General features: G+C 70.5%; 15 protein-coding genes and 1 pseudogene. 8 read left to right on the top strand and 8 right to left on the bottom strand.

Annotated features, from left to right (window positions below; genetic code table 11):
* The first annotated feature begins 58 nt into the window (after positions 1-58).
* Both A6A06_RS21575 and A6A06_RS21570 read left to right on the top strand, forming a co-directional pair.
* Positions 59-1,966 (top strand): RiPP maturation radical SAM C-methyltransferase, encoded by a 1,908-nt coding sequence (locus tag A6A06_RS21575; protein WP_073762900.1) that lies wholly within the window; start codon positions 59-61, stop codon positions 1,964-1,966.
* A complete protein-coding gene (locus A6A06_RS21570) occupies positions 1,963-2,730 on the top strand; it encodes a DUF5825 family protein (protein ID WP_073762899.1) in 768 nt (255 codons plus the stop codon). The genes A6A06_RS21575 and A6A06_RS21570 overlap by 4 nt, the downstream gene beginning before the upstream one ends.
* 13 nt (positions 2,731-2,743) lie before the next feature.
* On the opposite strand, the gene A6A06_RS21565 is transcribed toward A6A06_RS21570, so the two are convergent.
* The 4 genes from A6A06_RS21565 to A6A06_RS21550 all read right to left on the bottom strand — a co-directional run bounded on the left by A6A06_RS21565 (position 2,744) and on the right by A6A06_RS21550 (position 5,734).
* On the bottom strand, positions 2,744-3,445 hold the full coding sequence (locus A6A06_RS21565) for a class I SAM-dependent methyltransferase (protein WP_073762898.1): 702 nt from the start codon (positions 3,443-3,445) through the stop codon (positions 2,744-2,746).
* Between the two features lie 45 nt (positions 3,446-3,490).
* On the bottom strand, positions 3,491-3,835 hold the full coding sequence (locus tag A6A06_RS21560; RefSeq protein WP_073762897.1) for a hypothetical protein: 345 nt from the start codon (positions 3,833-3,835) through the stop codon (positions 3,491-3,493).
* Positions 3,836-3,935: 100 nt separating this feature from the next.
* Positions 3,936-4,586, bottom strand: coding sequence for a response regulator (locus A6A06_RS21555; protein WP_073762896.1), 651 nt, complete (start codon positions 4,584-4,586; stop codon positions 3,936-3,938).
* Positions 4,583-5,734 carry a sensor histidine kinase gene (locus A6A06_RS21550; protein WP_073762895.1) on the bottom strand — a complete coding sequence of 384 codons (1,152 nt, stop codon included), beginning with the start codon at positions 5,732-5,734 and terminating at the stop codon, positions 4,583-4,585. The genes A6A06_RS21555 and A6A06_RS21550 overlap by 4 nt, the downstream gene beginning before the upstream one ends.
* A 256-nt stretch (positions 5,735-5,990) precedes the next feature.
* Here A6A06_RS21550 and A6A06_RS21545 point away from each other — a divergent pair, with 256 nt between their 5' ends.
* From A6A06_RS21545 to A6A06_RS21535, 3 genes are all read left to right on the top strand, one after another.
* The gene (locus tag A6A06_RS21545) at positions 5,991-6,608 is read left to right on the top strand and encodes a hypothetical protein (RefSeq protein ID WP_079194199.1); all 618 of its coding nucleotides are present in this window, start codon (positions 5,991-5,993) and stop codon (positions 6,606-6,608) included.
* Between the two features lie 107 nt (positions 6,609-6,715).
* Positions 6,716-7,501 carry an ArsR/SmtB family transcription factor gene (locus tag A6A06_RS21540; RefSeq protein ID WP_073762894.1) on the top strand — a complete coding sequence of 262 codons (786 nt, stop codon included), beginning with the start codon at positions 6,716-6,718 and terminating at the stop codon, positions 7,499-7,501.
* 53 nt (positions 7,502-7,554) lie between these two features.
* Positions 7,555-8,058, top strand: coding sequence for a hypothetical protein (locus tag A6A06_RS21535; RefSeq protein WP_073762893.1), 504 nt, complete (start codon positions 7,555-7,557; stop codon positions 8,056-8,058).
* Positions 8,059-8,228: 170 nt separating this feature from the next.
* Here A6A06_RS21535 and A6A06_RS21530 read toward each other — a convergent pair whose 3' ends face one another.
* Positions 8,229-8,786 (bottom strand): CGNR zinc finger domain-containing protein, encoded by a 558-nt coding sequence (locus tag A6A06_RS21530; protein WP_242440862.1) that lies wholly within the window; start codon positions 8,784-8,786, stop codon positions 8,229-8,231.
* A gap of 78 nt (positions 8,787-8,864) precedes the next feature.
* Between A6A06_RS21530 and A6A06_RS21525 the strand changes: the two genes are divergently transcribed.
* Both A6A06_RS21525 and A6A06_RS21520 read left to right on the top strand, forming a co-directional pair.
* Entirely contained in the window at positions 8,865-10,310 is a 1,446-nt protein-coding gene (locus tag A6A06_RS21525) for an MFS transporter (RefSeq protein ID WP_073762891.1), read from the top strand.
* 52 nt (positions 10,311-10,362) lie between these two features.
* Positions 10,363-11,484 (top strand): epoxide hydrolase family protein, encoded by a 1,122-nt coding sequence (locus A6A06_RS21520; RefSeq protein WP_073762890.1) that lies wholly within the window; start codon positions 10,363-10,365, stop codon positions 11,482-11,484.
* Between the two features lie 166 nt (positions 11,485-11,650).
* Here A6A06_RS21520 and A6A06_RS21515 read toward each other — a convergent pair whose 3' ends face one another.
* The 3 genes and pseudogenes from A6A06_RS21515 to A6A06_RS41865 form a co-directional block, all read right to left on the bottom strand.
* The gene (locus A6A06_RS21515) at positions 11,651-11,995 is read right to left on the bottom strand and encodes a transposase (RefSeq protein ID WP_242440861.1); all 345 of its coding nucleotides are present in this window, start codon (positions 11,993-11,995) and stop codon (positions 11,651-11,653) included.
* A gap of 41 nt (positions 11,996-12,036) precedes the next feature.
* A complete protein-coding gene (locus A6A06_RS21510) occupies positions 12,037-12,831 on the bottom strand; it encodes an SDR family oxidoreductase (RefSeq protein WP_073762888.1) in 795 nt (264 codons plus the stop codon).
* Positions 12,832-13,582: 751 nt separating this feature from the next.
* A pseudogene (locus tag A6A06_RS41865) lies at positions 13,583-13,756 on the bottom strand (transposase); the annotation flags it as partial.
* Between the two features lie 200 nt (positions 13,757-13,956).
* Here A6A06_RS41865 and A6A06_RS21500 point away from each other — a divergent pair.
* Positions 13,957-15,057: a PD40 domain-containing protein gene (locus A6A06_RS21500; RefSeq protein ID WP_073762886.1), complete on the top strand. Its 1,101-nt coding sequence runs from the start codon at positions 13,957-13,959 to the stop codon at positions 15,055-15,057.
* The last annotated feature ends 85 nt before the right edge of the window (positions 15,058-15,142 follow it).

The raw sequence follows: 15,142 nt of genomic DNA, 5'->3' as shown, positions 1-15,142 counted from the left end.
CGCCGCCCACACCGGCGCGCCCGCCGGACGGCCTCGGCGAGAAAGGGAACGGACTGTCATGCGCATCGTGTTGGTGGACATGCCGTGGTCGGCGATCGACGCCCCGTCGCTGGCCCTCGGCATCCTCAAGCGCCGGGTTCTCGACGTCTTCCCGGATGCCCGGATCGACGTCGTGCACGCCAATCTCGACTACGTCGACTGGCTGACGGCACGTACCGGCTTCACGTTCGAGGAGTACGACTTCTGCGCGAGCTCGTACTTCTCCGGACACAGCGAGTGGATCTTCTCGGCCGCCCTCAACGAGCAGCCCGGGTGGCACCCGGAGTTCGGCGGGTCACTGGGGTCCCGGGTACCCGAGCCGCTGCTCGCCAAGGCACGGGAACTGCACCGACTCGCCCCGCTGTTCGTGGGCGAGACCGCCGCCCGGATCACCGCCGGTGGGCCCGATGTGGTCGGTTTCACCACGACCTTCGCACAGAACGCCGCAGCTCTGGCCACCGCTCGCGCGGTCAAGGTCCGCGCTCCGCGCGCCGTGACCGTTTTCGGCGGCGCGAACTGCGACGGCCCGCAGGGCGCGGCACTGCACCGGAACTTCCCGTTCGTCGACTTCGTCGTACGGGGTGAGGGCGAGGCGGCGTTCCCCCAGCTGCTGGCCGCGCTCCGGGACGGCGGCGAGTTCGCGGGGATCTCCGGCCTGTGCTGGCGGGACACCGGCGGCCGCTGCGTCACCAACCCCATGGAGGCCAAACCCCTGCCTCCGGCGGCGCTGGTCACACCCGAGTACGGCGACTACTTCGACCGCCACGCACGGTCCACCGCGGGCAGCTGGGTGGAGCCCCGCATCGTCGTCGAGGGCTCACGCGGGTGCTGGTGGGGCGAGAAGCACCACTGCACGTTCTGCGGGCTCAACGGCTCGTTCATGGAATTCCGCAGCAAGAACCCGCAGCGGTTCGTCGACGAGATCCTCGGCCTGGTCGAGCGGTACCGCATCCTCGACGTGTGGGTCACCGACAACATCCTCGACATGGCCTACCTCACCTCGATGGCGCCCCGGCTCCAGGAATCCGGCTACGACCTGCGGCTGTGCTACGAGATCAAGTCGAACCTGCGGCGCGAGCAGCTCCGGACCCTCAGCGCGGCGGGCATCGGCTACATCCAGGCCGGTGTCGAGAACCTCAGCAGCCGGGTGCTGAAACTCATGGACAAGGGCGTGACCGGCTGCCAGAACGTCCGCCTGCTGCGCGACGCGGAGACCGTCGGCATGAACCTGAACTGGAACTACCTCTACGGCTTCCCCGGCGAGTCGGAGGAGGACTACGACGAGGTCTGCGACCAGGTTCCCGCCCTGCATCACCTCACCCCGCCCTTCAACGCCACCCGCCTCAAGGTCGAACGCTTCAGCCCCTACTTCGACCGGCCAGAACTCGGCTTCGACAACCTCCGCCCCGCCTCCCACTACCACCACATCTACGACTTGCCCGACTCCGAACTCGCCGACCTGGTCTACCTCTTCGACTCCCCCAAACGCGGCATCCCCCCGTCCTGCCTGGATCGCCTGAAGCAGGCCGTGAGCGGCTGGAAGGACGCCTATGTGCACTGCCGTCTGACCCACTGCGACCTCGGCGACCACATCGTCCTCGTCGACACCCGCCCCGGGTTCACCTGGCACCTCCTGGACCTGACGGACCCCCTGGAGACGACCGTCTTCCGCCTTCTCGACATGCCGCACTCCCCCGCGTCCCTGCTGCGCAAGGCCGCCGCCCGCCACGCGGACGCAACCGAGAACCGGATTGGTGAGCTCCTCGCCCGCTGGCGCCGCCTCGGCCTCGTCTTCACCGACGGCGGCCAGTACATCCACATCGCCCCGGCGGTCGCCAACCAGGACCTGATGCGCCTGGACGGCAGCCATCTGCACAGCGCCGAGCCCCTCGCCCCGGCCCTCGCCGCCGCCGGAGGAATCCGGTGAGCCCGCTCGCCACCCGGCCCCCCGCCCCGGTGACCCTGGCACTGTGGAGGGAACGCGACCCGGCGGCCAGGGACATCCCGGGGGTGTACGTCGGCACGCTCGACCTGATCGGCGACCAGGTGAGCACGGTGGCGGACCTCGCCGCCCACCGCGTCCAGTTCGCCCGCCTTCCCCGGACCGTCGATCTGACGGATCGCGACGGCGCCGCCGCGGTGACGGCCCTCGTCGCCGTCCGCGAACTCACCGCCTTCGGCATCGCCGTCGACTGGACGCTGCGTCTGCCCGAGCCCGAGCCCGGAACCGGCACCGGAACCGGCACCGGCATGGGCCTCGGAACCGGCACACCGGTCGAGTGGCAGCCGCTCAGCCACCTCCACCCTCCCACCGCCGTGTTCCGTGGCGGCTCCGGCAGCTCGGACGGTTCTGGCGGCTCGGACGGCTCCGGCGGCTCGGACGGCTCCGGCGAAGACATCGCCGTCCGGTGGCGCGACTCGTTCCACGCCGCGATGTGCGGATACCGCCGCGGCCCCGGCTTCATCGAGGTCCGGGACCGCCGCGGCGGTTCGTTCAAGCGCCTCGTCATCCGCACGTACCAGCACGACCAGCTGATCCAGTCCCTGCTGCGCGGCCTGCCGGAGACCGGCGTGCCGCCTTCCGTCACCGCGAGGTACCTGCCACCCGGCCTGATCCACCGGGCGGGGCGCTTCCTGTGGTGGACGCCGTACCGGATCCGCCGCTGGCCGCTGAGCACCACCATTCCGTAGGCGGACGGGGCGTTCAGACGGGAACCGCTTCCACCCAGCTGTGGTCCTCGGTGAGATACCGGACCAGTCGGAGCCCGGCGGCCGTCAGCATGCGCTCCAGCGTCGCGTCCGGGACATCCCGGGCACGGAAGGAGTGGGTCCACCGCGTGCCGTCGATCTCGTACTCGATACGTACGTCGGAGACACCGGGCATCGGGCGGTCCACGGAAACGATCCGCATGCGGGCCCCCGCCCGTTCCCCGCCGGCCGGTGCCCTGCGGGGCCTGAACCAGTCCTCGCCCTGCCGCTCCGCCAACACCCGTCCCCCGGCGGCCACGTGACGGCGGCAACTTCGCAACATCGCGTCGCACGAGGGCGGCTCGGCGGTGTTGAGCAGATGGGAGGCGAGCAGCACGGCATCGAACTGCTCGCCGAGGTCCAGTTCCTCGATGGAGCCATGCACCGTACGAGCCCCCTTGACCCGGCTGAGCATCTCCTCCGACTCGTCCACGGCGACGACTCGATAGCCACGCTCCAGCAGTACGTGGGTCACCCGCCCGGCTCCCGCGCCCAGTTCGAGTATCGAGGCCCCCGGCGGCACGACCCGCGCAATGATCTCCGGCTCGGCTCCGGCGGGAAGCCGGGCGTACAGCTCCACCGCGTTCCCGTCCGGCGTGAACGCCCCTGGACCGCTGCCCGCTCCGCGATGTGCGGGTCCGTGTGCCCTCTCGCCCATCCGACGCTCCCGTGTCGAGTCGCGTCCGTTGCCCCGGTTACCGGTTCAACTCTCCGCGTCGGAAAACTTCTGCGCGAGGTCGCGATGCCAGTCCGCGACCGCCTTGCCATGGGCAGGGCTGATGGCCGATCCCAGCATGCGGCTCAAGCGTTCGACCTGCTCCGCGAGGCGCAGGTGCTCGCGCCGCGCGTGCTCACGGCAGGCAAGGCAGGTGACGCGGTCCGGACGCGGAGAGGCCATCGCGTAGGGCACCCGCAGCCCGCATCCGGTGCTGACCGTGCTCGGCACGTTACCGACCAGGCCGAACGTGGATGCCAACAGGTTGCGGGCAGCGGCATCGCCGTGGACCACCTTCGCGTCGACATGGATGTGCGGATCGATTCCGCCCATGGTCCCTCCCCTTTCTTGCTGGCGGCTCCCTGCCACGCTTCGACGGAGCGAAACCCCCTGAAAACCCCGGTACCGGCCCCGCTCCTCGTCGGGCTCGCGCTCACAGCAGGCCCAGTTCCCGAGCCCGCAGTGCGGCCTGGGTGCGGTCGCGCAAGGCGAAGCGGCCGAGGATGCGGGAGACGTAGTTCTTCACGGTGCCCTCGCTGAGGTACAGCTGCGCGGCGATCTCCCGGTTGGTCCTGCCTTGCGCCACGAGGCGCAGGATGTCGATCTCGCGCGGGCTGAGGGCGACCGCCGGCTCCGCTCCGGGGCCCGGACAGGGCAGGCAGGCGGCGAGGTGGCGGGTCACGGAGGCGTCGAGCTGGGTGACGCCCGCGTACGCGAGCCGGACCGCGTGGGCGAGTTCGTCGGCCGGCAGGTCCTTGAGCAGGTAGCCGCAGGCCCCCGCGCGGATGGCCTGGACGACGTACTCCTCGTCGTCGAACGTCGTCAGCATCACCGTCCGGCACTCCGGCGCCTCGCCGCGCAGCACGGCGACCGCCTCGACGCCGTCCATCCCCGGCATCCGGACATCCATCAGCACGATGTCCGGGCGGAGTTCGAGCACCTTCGCGACGGCTTCGCGGCCGTCCACCGCCGTGCCGACGACCGTGATGCCCGGCCGGATGGAGAGCAGCGACGCGATGCCGTCCCGGATGAGCCGCTGGTCGTCCACGACGAGTACGCGTACCGGCGTCGCCCCCTCGCTCACCGCACGCCTTCCTCACTGTGGGCTCGCGGCACCGTCACCGTCAGCCGGGTTCCCGCGCCCGGACCGCTGTCGATGTGCACGCTCCCGCCCACCATGTGCACCCGCTCCCGCATCCCCAGCAGCCCGAACCCGGTGACGGACCCGTTCGGGACGAATCCGCAGCCGTCGTCGGACACCACGAGGCGTGCCGCGTGTTCGGTCAGGCGGACCGCCACCGTCACCCGCGTGGCCCGCGCGTGACGGCGCGCGTTGGTCAGGCCTTCCTGTGCGGCCCGGTAGAGCGCGGTCAGCTCCGCCGGGCCGTAGCCGTCCTCGGATCCGTCCACCTGCACGGTGACGTGGGGCCGGGCCTCGTCGTCGCACGCCAGGCCCGCGAGCCCCACCGTCAGCGACTTGTGCGTCTCCTCGCCCCGCAGGGCCCGCACGGACTGCCGTACGTCGCCCAGCGCGCGCTTCACCGACAGCCGCGCCTCGTCGACCGCTCGCTGGGCGGAGTCGGGTTCCAGGGCCCGGAACTCGGAGGCGATCTCCAACTGTACGGAGACGGCGGTGAGGTGGTGTCCGAGGCTGTCGTGGATGTCCCGCGCGAGGCGGTTGCGCTCGGCCGTGGCGGACAGTTCCGCGACCTGCGCGGCGTACTTCTCCAGGACGCGCCGTGCTCGCTGTTCCCCGATGGCGACGGCCGCCATGGAGAGCGCGAGGATGAGGCCGACGCAGAGCATCAGCAGGTCGGACACGCGCTCCGCTTCGCTGTACCAGCCGGGCTCGGTCAGCGCGTATCCGATGAGGAGCCCGGCCACGCACAGAGCCGCCAGCGCGAGTGCGGCGCAGCGTCCGAAGACGAAGTAGGCGGTGAACGGCAGGAGCACGAAAAGGGCCTGGGCCAGCCCCGACTCGTCGAGGACGACCACCACCGCGATCAGGCTGCCCCGCGCGAGCAGTGGCAAGCACGCGCGGGCGACGACCCCGCGCCGCTCCACGACCTCCAAGGCGACCAGCGCCACGAGCCCCGCGGCGAACCCCGCCGTGCGCCAGATCGGCGGGCCGGGTCCGGGGGTGAGGTCCGCCACCGCGTAGTAGAGGCCGCAGACCAGCACCGCGGCGTACAACAGGGGCGATACCCACGGCACCGGTACGTACGCTGCCACACGCCCACCCCCTCCTGCGTGCCGCCCAGGCTAGGCGGGCGGCGGCCGGGAGGCGAGGGCACGGGGCGGCCACAGGCGGATGCGGTCAGGCGATACGTGCCGAATGGCCGTACGGCAGCGGTGAGCCTGGTGACCACCGGCGGTCGGTCTCGCCGTTCTGCACCTGACGCGAAGGGCCGGCGGCTCCCTAACGTTCTCGGTCCCGGCCCGCGCGGTTCCGGGCCGGGGCCGTCCTTCGACGTATTGGAGTGCCGTCGTGCCCATACCCTCGTCCGACCGGTCCACCTGCATCGACGCGCTGTCCGGCGCGCTGTCCGGACTCCTCGTCGCCCTGCCCGCACTCGTCGAGATCTTCACCGGGGAGACCGCGGCGACCAGCTTCTTCCTCGCCCTGTCCCCCGCGTTCGCGCTGCCGCTGCTGGCCGGGCTGCACCGGCGCCAGGGCCCGGTCACCGGCAGCTTCGGGGAGACGGCCTACGTCGTCAACCTCATCGGGCTCGGCCTGTTCGGCGGCGCCGCGTTCGCCTCGAACCTCGTGCTGTTCTACTTCGACGATGGGACCGTCGAGAAGACCCTTACGGGCCCCACGGTCCCCGCGTTCATCGGTTCCGCGGCCGTCTTCGCCGTGGGCTGCGCCCTCTTCGGGGCGGCGATGATCCGTGCCCGGGTGTTTCCGCGGGGCGCGTCATGGTCGTACGCGACGGCGCTGCCCCTCTTCGCGTTCCTGACCGCCCTGCCCGACTCCGCGCTGACCAGCACGCTGCACATCGTGGTCGGCGCCACCTTGGTCCGGCTCGCGTCCGCCCTGCGGCGGCCCGCCGGGAAGACAGCCACTGGGGCGGGCGTCCTCGCAGGTCAGGCCGAGCCCGGCTGATCTCGGGGAGGCCGGTCCCGTGGGCGGTCCGGCCCGGTCGGCGGGGTCTGCCCGGCTTGACACGCAACCAAATGGTTGCCAATCTGATGACGAGGGGGTTGGATGGCATGGACGAGGTGTTCAAGGCGCTCGCGGACGCGAACCGCAGGCGGCTGCTGGACCGGCTGAACGAGCGGAACGGCCAGAGCCTGCGCGAGCTGTGCGCGGGGCTGGAGATGTCCAGGCAGGCGGTGTCCAAGCACCTGGCGGTGCTGGAGGGCGCGGGCCTGGTCACGGCGGTCCGGCACGGCCGGGAAAGGCTGCACTACCTCAATCCCGTACCCATCCACGACCTCGCCGACCGCTGGATCGGCCAGTACGAGCGGGGCCGCATGGCCGCACTCGGCAATCTGAAGCACGCCCTGGAAGGAACGGCGATGAGCAAGCCCGAGTTCGTCTACACGATCTACATCCACACCACGGCCGAGAAGCTCTGGGAGGGACTGACCAGCCCGGAATTCCTGAAGCAGTACCACGGCAGCTGGGCGCCCTCCTCCGACTGGAAGGCCGGCTCGAAGGTGCTGTGGCCGGTCGAGGACGGCGGCGAGCCGCAGGACCTCGGCCAGGTCGTCACCGAGTCGGTGCCCGGCAAGCGGCTCACCTACACCTGGCACACGCTGCAGCCGATGCACCAGGAGATGTTCGGCATGAGCGACGCGGAGTTCGCCGAGGCGGTCAAGGAGCGCTCGAAGGTCGCCTTCGACATCGAGCCGGCCGAGGAGCCGGAGATGGGCGTGAAGCTGACCATCACCCACGACGGCTTCACCTCGGCCGACTCCAAGATGCTGGAGGGCGTCAGCGGCGGCTGGATCATGATGATGTCGGAGCTGAAGACGATCCTCGAAAAGGTCTGAGCTTGGCATTCAACCCGTAGAGGCCTTCGCCGCCCGGCCCGCATACTGGTCCGATGAGTCCGATCTCCACACGCCATCGATTCCGGGACCCGCGGAGCACGAAGGACGACTTCCTCGCGTCCGTTCTCGTGCGTTGTCCCAGTTGCGACAAGGTCGCGCACGTGGCAGGACCGGATCCGGCCGGAGTGCACGATCCGGACCTCTTTGCGCCACGGCGGCTCGTCTGCCGGAACTGCGGGACGGCGAGGGAATGGAGCCGTGGATGTGTGGCCTTGCACCGGGACCGGTACGAGCCGGCCACAGACCCGCACTTCGGCGTCCGCCTGTGGCTGCAGACCGAGACCCGGCACGGGTGGGTATGGGCCTACAACCTGGAGCACCTGGACCTGATCAAACGATTCGTGCAGGCGCCACTGCGTGAAGGGATTCCCTGGCACGACCACGGCCGGAAGATGACCGTGGTGGCCCGCCTGCCCGCATGGATGCAGCAAGCCAAGAACCGCGACGAGGTACTGCGGGCCATCGCCCGCATCCACGCCTCACTGCTCCGCAGCTGATCCGGCAACACCGAGTTCCGATCGACATGGCTCTCGAACGTGACCGCCCCTGGAGGGAAGTGCCGGACGCGGCTCACCGGCCTGCCGGACGCGGTTGGACTGTTCGGGCCCGAGGTCCGTGGGCGTGTAGTGGGGGCACCGGTCGGCCCGGCAGGGGCAGGTGCCGGCGCTCAATGCGGGCTGCGCCGGCTCCGGTAGGCCGCGACGCTGGCCCGGTGTGAGCAGGTTCGGGTGCAGTACTGCTTCGAGCCGTTGCGCGAGAGGTCCACGAAGGTGGCCCGGCAGGTCGGCCCGGCACATACGCCGAGACGAGCGGGACCGAGCGTGGCGATCACGGAGGCCAGTGCGCTGAGCGTAGTCGCGGCAAGGTGCGCCGAGCAGCGGTCGGTGCCGGAGGCCACCTCGGTCCACCAGCGGTCGTCCTCGTGGCGCAGTACCGGGGTGGCGCGGCTGCGACGCAGACCGTCGTTGATCAAAGCCGCAGCTTCGACCGCGTCCGTGTTCGCCCGTTCGAGCACCTCACGCACCGTCGCGCGCAACGCGCGGACTTCCGCCAGGTCGGCGCGGGTGAGATGCCGCGGACCGGTCCTTTGGTTCGCGGCCGAACTCTGAGGCTCAGCCGCGGGATGGCCGTCGAGGAAGTCCCGGAGCTGCTCCACGGTCTCGAGCGCGTCCTCTCCCTTGATCGGCCTCAAGGTGTTGGCCAGGTCGACGGCCGTCTGGACCACCCCTGGGCTGTAACACGCATTCTTCATTTGACGTGTCTCCTCACTGCTCCGTAACGTTACACCCAAAGGAGCTTTGGCATGTCACAACGTACTCGGCAAGGGACGACGCCGCAGGCCATCCCGTCCGGAGGGGCCCCGGCGCCGGAGCGAACGGACGCCCGGGACGGGCGTCGGCTGGGGCTGACTTTGGGGATGCTGGTGCTGCCGATGTACGTGGCGCTGGGAGCGCCGTCGGTGGCCCTGCCGGCCATCGGCCGCGCATTCGCGGTGCCGTTCGGGGCCACCGCGTGGATTCTCGCCGCGTGGTCGCTGACCTCCGCGCTCGCGATGCCGGTCGCGGGCCGGCTGCTGGTCCGCTGGAGTCCCTTCCAGATCCTCGTCGCCGGGGTCGTGGCGCTCGCCGCGGGCTCCGCGCTCGCCGGGGCCGGGCCGACACTGTCCGTCGTGATCGTCGGCCGACTGATCGGCGGCGCCGGGGCGGGTGCGACCGTGATCGCCGTCTTCGCCGCGGCCACCGCCCTTCCCGGGCGGCAACGGATCCGCGCCCTGGGAATCATCGCGGCCGCCAGCGCGACGGCGTCGGGGTGCGGGACCCTGTTGGGCGGGGCGGTGACCACTTGGCTCGGGTGGCGTGCCGTGCTCGCGATCCCGGCCCTCGCGCTGCTCCTCCTGCTGGCCGCATTGCCGAGTAGGCGTGCGCTGACGCGGAACGGCAGCGGCGAGCGAAACGGCTCGACCGGGCGACTCGATATCGTCGGCGCGGCCGTGCTGTCGGTACTCGCCGGCTCCTTGATCACGTTGCTGCAGGCACACTCGGTCGGCCTGCCCACTCCGGTCACGCTCGTCGTGGCTGCCGCCGGGGCACTCGCCGCCGTGGGACTGTGGTGGCGCGTGCGCAGCACGCCCGACGGGTTCGTGCCTCGGCGGGTGATCGCATCCCCCGGCTTCCTGGCGGCCGGGCTCATCGGCGGGACCGTCTTCGCCGGCTACTACGGGGTGCTGTTCCGCGCCCCGTCCCTGATCGAGCAGGCCACGGGCGGTGGCCCCCTGGAAGCCGGCGTGCTCTTGGTCCCGGCCGCCGCCTGCTCGGTGCTGGCCGGGCGGCTGGTCGGCACCTTGACCGACCGGTTCACCGGCTGGCAGGTGTCGGCCGGGCTTGCGGCACTCACCGCCATCGGCGTGCTCGTGGTCGCGATCTCCACCGGGCCGGTCCCGATCGTCATCGGCACGGCCTTGACCGTGTGCGGGTTCGCCGGCGCCCAAGCCGTACTGGTGGGCCTCGCGCCGGACCTGGTCGCCGCGGACGACCGCCACACCGCACAGGGCCTGCTCAACTTCATGAACGCCCTGGGCGGCGGGATCGGTCCGGCCACTGTCGCAGGTCTGTCCGGCATCGTGCCGGCGCCGATGACCCTCGCCGTGCTCGCGGCACTCCCCCTGGCCGGACTCCTCCTCAGCCTGACCCGGCGCCCTACCGCCGACCGCCGCCCCGAACCCGACGCCACGCGTGGGAGCCCGCGCTGACAGTCCACCTGCATCCGATCCGATAACGCCTTGACCAGCAAGGAGCCTTGCCATGCCCGCCGAGCCATTCGAGGTCAGCATCACCGAAGCCGAGATCGCGGACCTGCGTGAACGCTTGCGACGGACACGGTGGCCCGAGCGCGAGCCGGTGGACGACTGGTCACAGGGTTTGCCGCTGGCGTATGCGCAGGAGCTTTGCCGCAGCTGGGCCGAGGACTACGACTTCGGGTTCGCCGAGCGGCTGAACGTGTTCCCGCAGTACCGCGACACCATCGACGGGCTGGGCATCCACTTCCTGCACGTCCGCTCGCCGGAGCCGGACGCGTTCCCGCTCGTGCTCACGCACGGGTGGCCGGGTTCGGTGCTCGAATTCCTGGAGGTCCTCGGCCCGCTGACCGACCCGCGCGCGCACGGCGGTGACCCGGCGGACGCGTTCCACGTGGTCGCGCCGTCATTGCCCGGGTACGGCTGGAGTGACAAACCGTCGACGACCGGGTGGGGCATCACCCGCACCGCGCGCGCCTGGGACACATTGATGGTCTCGCTGGGTTACGAACGGTACGGCGCGCAGGGCGGTGACTGGGGTTCGGCGGTGTCCGCGGCGCTGGGCGAGGTGGCGCCCGAGCGGGTCGTCGGCGTCCACCTGAACCTGGGATCCGTGGCGGCGGGCACGTTCGACGACCCGACGCCCGCGGAGCTGGCGAATCTCGAGGCCGAGAAGGAGATGCAGCGCACCGGCCGGGGGTACTCGGCGATCCAGGCGACCCGGCCGCAGACGCTCGGCTACGGCCTCACCGACTCCCCGGCGGGGCAGGCCGCCTGGATCGCCGAGAAGTTCTGGGCGTGGACGGACAACGACGGCCATCCCGAGGACGCGTTGTCGCGGCAGACGATCCTCGACGAGATCTCGGTCTATTGGTTCACCGCGTCGGCCACGTCGTCGGCGCGCCTGTACTGGGAGAGCTTCGCCAACTTCCGGGCCAAGGTGACCGCGCCATCCGGGCTGTCGGTCTACCCGCGCGACATCACCCGCCCGTCGAGGCGGGAGGCCGAACTGCGGTTCACCGACCTGCGCTGGTTCGAGGAACTGCCGCACGGCGGCCACTTCGCCGCGTTGGAGCAGCCGGAGTCGCTGGTCAAGCAGGTGCGCGGGTTCTTCCGCCTGTTCCGCTGACTGTCCGTGCCACCCCCTGGGAAGCCCGCTCCCAGGGGTGGCCCTGTCCGTCCCCCGGGTTACCGGCAAAACGACGGCCGCGCTCGGCGGGCGGACTCTGGTGATCATCGCCCTCGAACATTGATCAGGTCCGTTGGACGGTTCTTCGACACCGCCTCGCTCCGTATCACCGCCTCGGCGGTCTTCCGGGCCTTCGCCTTGTCGTACGACAGGCCCGTCCGGGCGGCCGGCTCGACGGTGATCCCGCCGGGCGGTTCCTTCTGGAGATCCCCCTTTCCGCCGCCCCAGCCGCGTGCTGGTGGGCCCGGCAGACCGTGGAGTCGACGTTCACGTCCCAGGTGATCAGGCCCTTCGCATCGGCCTCGGCCTGGAGCCGGGTGAGGATCCTCGCCCAGGTGCCGTCCCGCTGCCGGCGCCGGAACAGGTCATAGACCCGGTCCCACGGCCCGTAGCGTTCCGGCACGTCACGCCAGGGAGCACCCGTCCAGGTCCGCCACCGTATGCCGTCCATCAGCTGCCGCTGCGTCCATACCGGCGGACGGCCCGATCGGCCTACGCGGTTGTGGCGATGCCGCCGTCGACGGGGATCACGGCGCCTGTCAGATATGCGCCTGCCCGGCTGGCGAGGAACACGGCGACACCCGCCATGTCATCGTCGCGGCCGATCCGGCGTAGTGGGGCCGACGCCGCAATCGCCTCGCCGAACTTATCGAGGGTTGCAGCCATCATCGCCGACGGGAACGGTCCCGGCGCCACGGCGTTCACGGTGACGTGCTGCGGTCCTAGTTCCTTGGCGAGCACTCTGGTGAGTTGATGCAGTGCGGCCTTGCTGCTGGAGTACGAGTAGTTGGGCCGCTGGGGGATGTGGATGGCGGCGATGCTGCCGATGTTGATGATCCGCGCGGGATCGTCGGCGGTGCCCGCCCTGCGAAGTGCGGGCAGCAGCGCCTGGACGAGCCAGAACGGCGACTTCAGGTTGAGGTCGACGACCGTGTCCCAGGCCGCGTCCGGGAACGTCGCCAGCGGCTCGTCCCACATGGCGCCCGCGTTGTTGACGAGGATGTCGAGACGCTCCGAGTCGGCGGTGACGAGGTCGGACAGTCGCCGACACTCGTCGTGGCGGGACAGGTCGGCGGGGATGGCCCGCACCTCACCAAATTCGGACAGCCGTTCCTGCGCCTGGGTGCACGCTTCTGCGTCGCGTGAGCTGATGACTACGCGGACGCCCGCCTGGAGAAGGCCACGCGCGATCATCATTCCGATACCTCGGGTGCCACCGGTGACGAGCGCGCGCTTTCCACTCAGATCGAAAAGTTCTGCATGCGTGGTGAATTGGTTGTCTTCCACTTGCCGTCTTTCCAGTTGGTTGTGCGGGATGACGCGTCGACACGTTGGGTGTTCGGTCCAGCCGGCTCAACGCTATGACCTTGGAGCGCACTCCAAGCAAGCGGATCAGGGTCCCGACGGATCGCGTCCGCAACCGCCTCAAGCGCCACCGGGCTGTAGCCACGAGGTAGGACAAGCTCGCGGTCCGCTACGAGGCGACCGTGCTGGTCGCGGTCCTCAACGAGTGGCTGTGACCAGCACTTTCACAACAGACCCTAGGCGCGAAGAACAAGTGCAGTTCGTGCGCGTTGATCAGCCGCTTCAACCGCGGATACGCGGTCCTCTCGATCGAGGTCGCCGCTCGCCCCGCCCCGGACGACATCCAACGTCACCACCAAAGACGCTGACCGGACAGATGACGGGCCCGATGCGCCCACCCCTTCAAGATCATCTCGTGGCGGGTTTCTGCTGCTGGCACTGGCCGGTGTGCGGGCCGCTTTCCTCGCCGGTGGGCTGCTGACCACCACGGCCTGCGCAGTGTTGCTCAGCGGGTCACATCGCCCGCCATCTGTGACGTCATCAGCCGAGTGACACGGCAGGAGCGCTGGAGACGGTGCGGTGCTTGACAGTATCTGCGGCCGGAATCAGGCCAGGGCGGTGGGGGCCAGGCGGACCGTCTGCGACTGTCTCCGGATGCGTAGCGACTTGGGCTTGCCGACCGCTTTCACCGGTTCGACGGGGTGCGGTGACGCGCGAGGCGGTCGGGGAGGCCGGGTGGACGGCGGGCCATGAGGGTGATGAAAGTCCAGATCACCCCGTCGTCGTTGATGTAGCGGATGGCGTCGATGACGTTGCGCCTCGGGTGCTTCTCCGGGCGTTCGCCCCAGGGCCGGGTGCAGGCCGGCGGCGGAAGCAGCGGCTCCAGAATCGCCCACTCGGCATCCGTTTCTTGGCGTGCGGGCCGACGGCGGCCTCGATGAAGTTGGTGATGTGCCGCAGCTCGATCTTGAAGATCGCCCGCTCGTTTCACGGATCAAGGGATGTGGCACAGCTTGTGACCCGCTTTCGTACCGGCGTCCCGGCGTCCCGGGTACCTGTCGCAAACTCCGGTTGAAACGGCGGAGTTGAGATACATAGCGTGACCGCATGCGCAGACGAGGAGCGGTCGCGGTCCTGCTGGGCTTCGGCGTAGGGGTGCTGGCGGCGTGTGGTGGTGAGGCCGGGCAGCCGCACCACCCGCCGGAGTCGGCGTCGCCGTCGCGCTCCTCCGAGCCGCCCGGCCCGGCCGATCCGCCGTCCGCGAAGCCGGAGGCGGTACGGGGCGACGGCGCCGAACTGGTGCACCGGGAGCGGGGGAAGGGCAGCGCGCAGAATCCGGCGTACGCACCCGACGGGACGTCCATGCTGTTCACGGTCTTCCACGGCGGTTACAACGAGGGGGCCGCCGCGCTGCGCGTCCTTCCGCTGAGCCGGGACAGCGATGGCGTACGCAAGGTCCGCGATCTGCTGAACGAGGACGACCGGGCGGCGGTGAACCTGCCCGGTGCGAGCTGGCGGCCGTCGGCGGGGGTCACGTTCGCCTCCGACCGCGCGGGGGCGGAAGAGATCTGGGTGATCAAACCGGGCGGACGGCCGGCGAGGGTGACGGAACACCACGGGCCTTCGGGGTACCTGGAACCGAGTTTCTCGCCGGACGGGCAGTGGATCGTCTTCCAGGAGAGCGTGCAGCGGGAGGACCCGGACGAGCGTGCGGCGCTCGCGGACCGGTCGGCGTTCGGTTCGCTGTGGAAGGTGAGGCGGGACGGTACGGGGCAGGCGCGGCTGGTGAACGGCCCCGCCAGCCGTACGGACAACCGTGAGCCCAACTGGTCGCCGCGCGGCGATCAACTCGTCTTCCAGCGGCGGGAACTGGGGAGCGATGCCTGGGCGTTGTACGTGATGAACGCCGACGGAGGCGGCGTGCGCAGGCTGACCACCCTGGAAGGGGAGCACACGGACGCGAGCTGGTCGCCGGACGGCAGGTCGGTGGTCTTCTCCTCCACCACGGGCGGGCTCGACCTGCCCAAGATCTTCGTCATGCCGGTGGCAGGCGGCGGTGGGCCGGTGCAGGTGACGCGGGAGCACGGTACGTACGACGGGGCGCCGAGCTGGTCGCCCGACGGCCGCTGGATCGCCTTCGAGTCCCACCCGGGGAGCGCTGACCGGCCCACGTCCTTGTGGCGGATCCGCGCCCCCGGGAAGCCGTGACACTCACCGGCACACCGGTGCCCCGTACACACTGTGCACGCCGGCACACCGGTGCCCCGTACACGCCGGGGCACCGGGTCGGGTG

The sequence above is a fragment of the Streptomyces sp. CB02923 genome (assembly GCF_001905005.1).
Classification (GTDB): Bacteria; Actinomycetota; Actinomycetes; order Streptomycetales; family Streptomycetaceae; genus Streptomyces.
This window is presented reverse-complemented; position numbering and strand designations above follow the sequence as displayed.

Excerpts from the sequence above, each read along its gene's own strand:
- A6A06_RS21565 (WP_073762898.1), bottom strand. The coding sequence starts at position 3,445 with ATGGGCGAGAGGGCACACGGACCCGCACATCGCGGAGCGGGCAGCGGT.
- A6A06_RS21535 (WP_073762893.1), top strand. The coding sequence starts at position 7,555 with ATGAGTCCGATCTCCACACGCCATCGATTCCGGGACCCGCGGAGCACG.
- A6A06_RS21540 (WP_073762894.1), top strand. The coding sequence starts at position 6,716 with ATGGACGAGGTGTTCAAGGCGCTCGCGGACGCGAACCGCAGGCGGCTG.
- A6A06_RS21575 (WP_073762900.1), top strand. The coding sequence starts at position 59 with ATGCGCATCGTGTTGGTGGACATGCCGTGGTCGGCGATCGACGCCCCG.
- A6A06_RS21515 (WP_242440861.1), bottom strand. The coding sequence starts at position 11,995 with ATGGACGGCATACGGTGGCGGACCTGGACGGGTGCTCCCTGGCGTGAC.
- A6A06_RS21525 (WP_073762891.1), top strand. The coding sequence starts at position 8,865 with ATGTCACAACGTACTCGGCAAGGGACGACGCCGCAGGCCATCCCGTCC.
- A6A06_RS21560 (WP_073762897.1), bottom strand. The coding sequence starts at position 3,835 with ATGGGCGGAATCGATCCGCACATCCATGTCGACGCGAAGGTGGTCCAC.
- A6A06_RS21500 (WP_073762886.1), top strand. The coding sequence starts at position 13,957 with ATGCGCAGACGAGGAGCGGTCGCGGTCCTGCTGGGCTTCGGCGTAGGG.
- A6A06_RS21520 (WP_073762890.1), top strand. The coding sequence starts at position 10,363 with ATGCCCGCCGAGCCATTCGAGGTCAGCATCACCGAAGCCGAGATCGCG.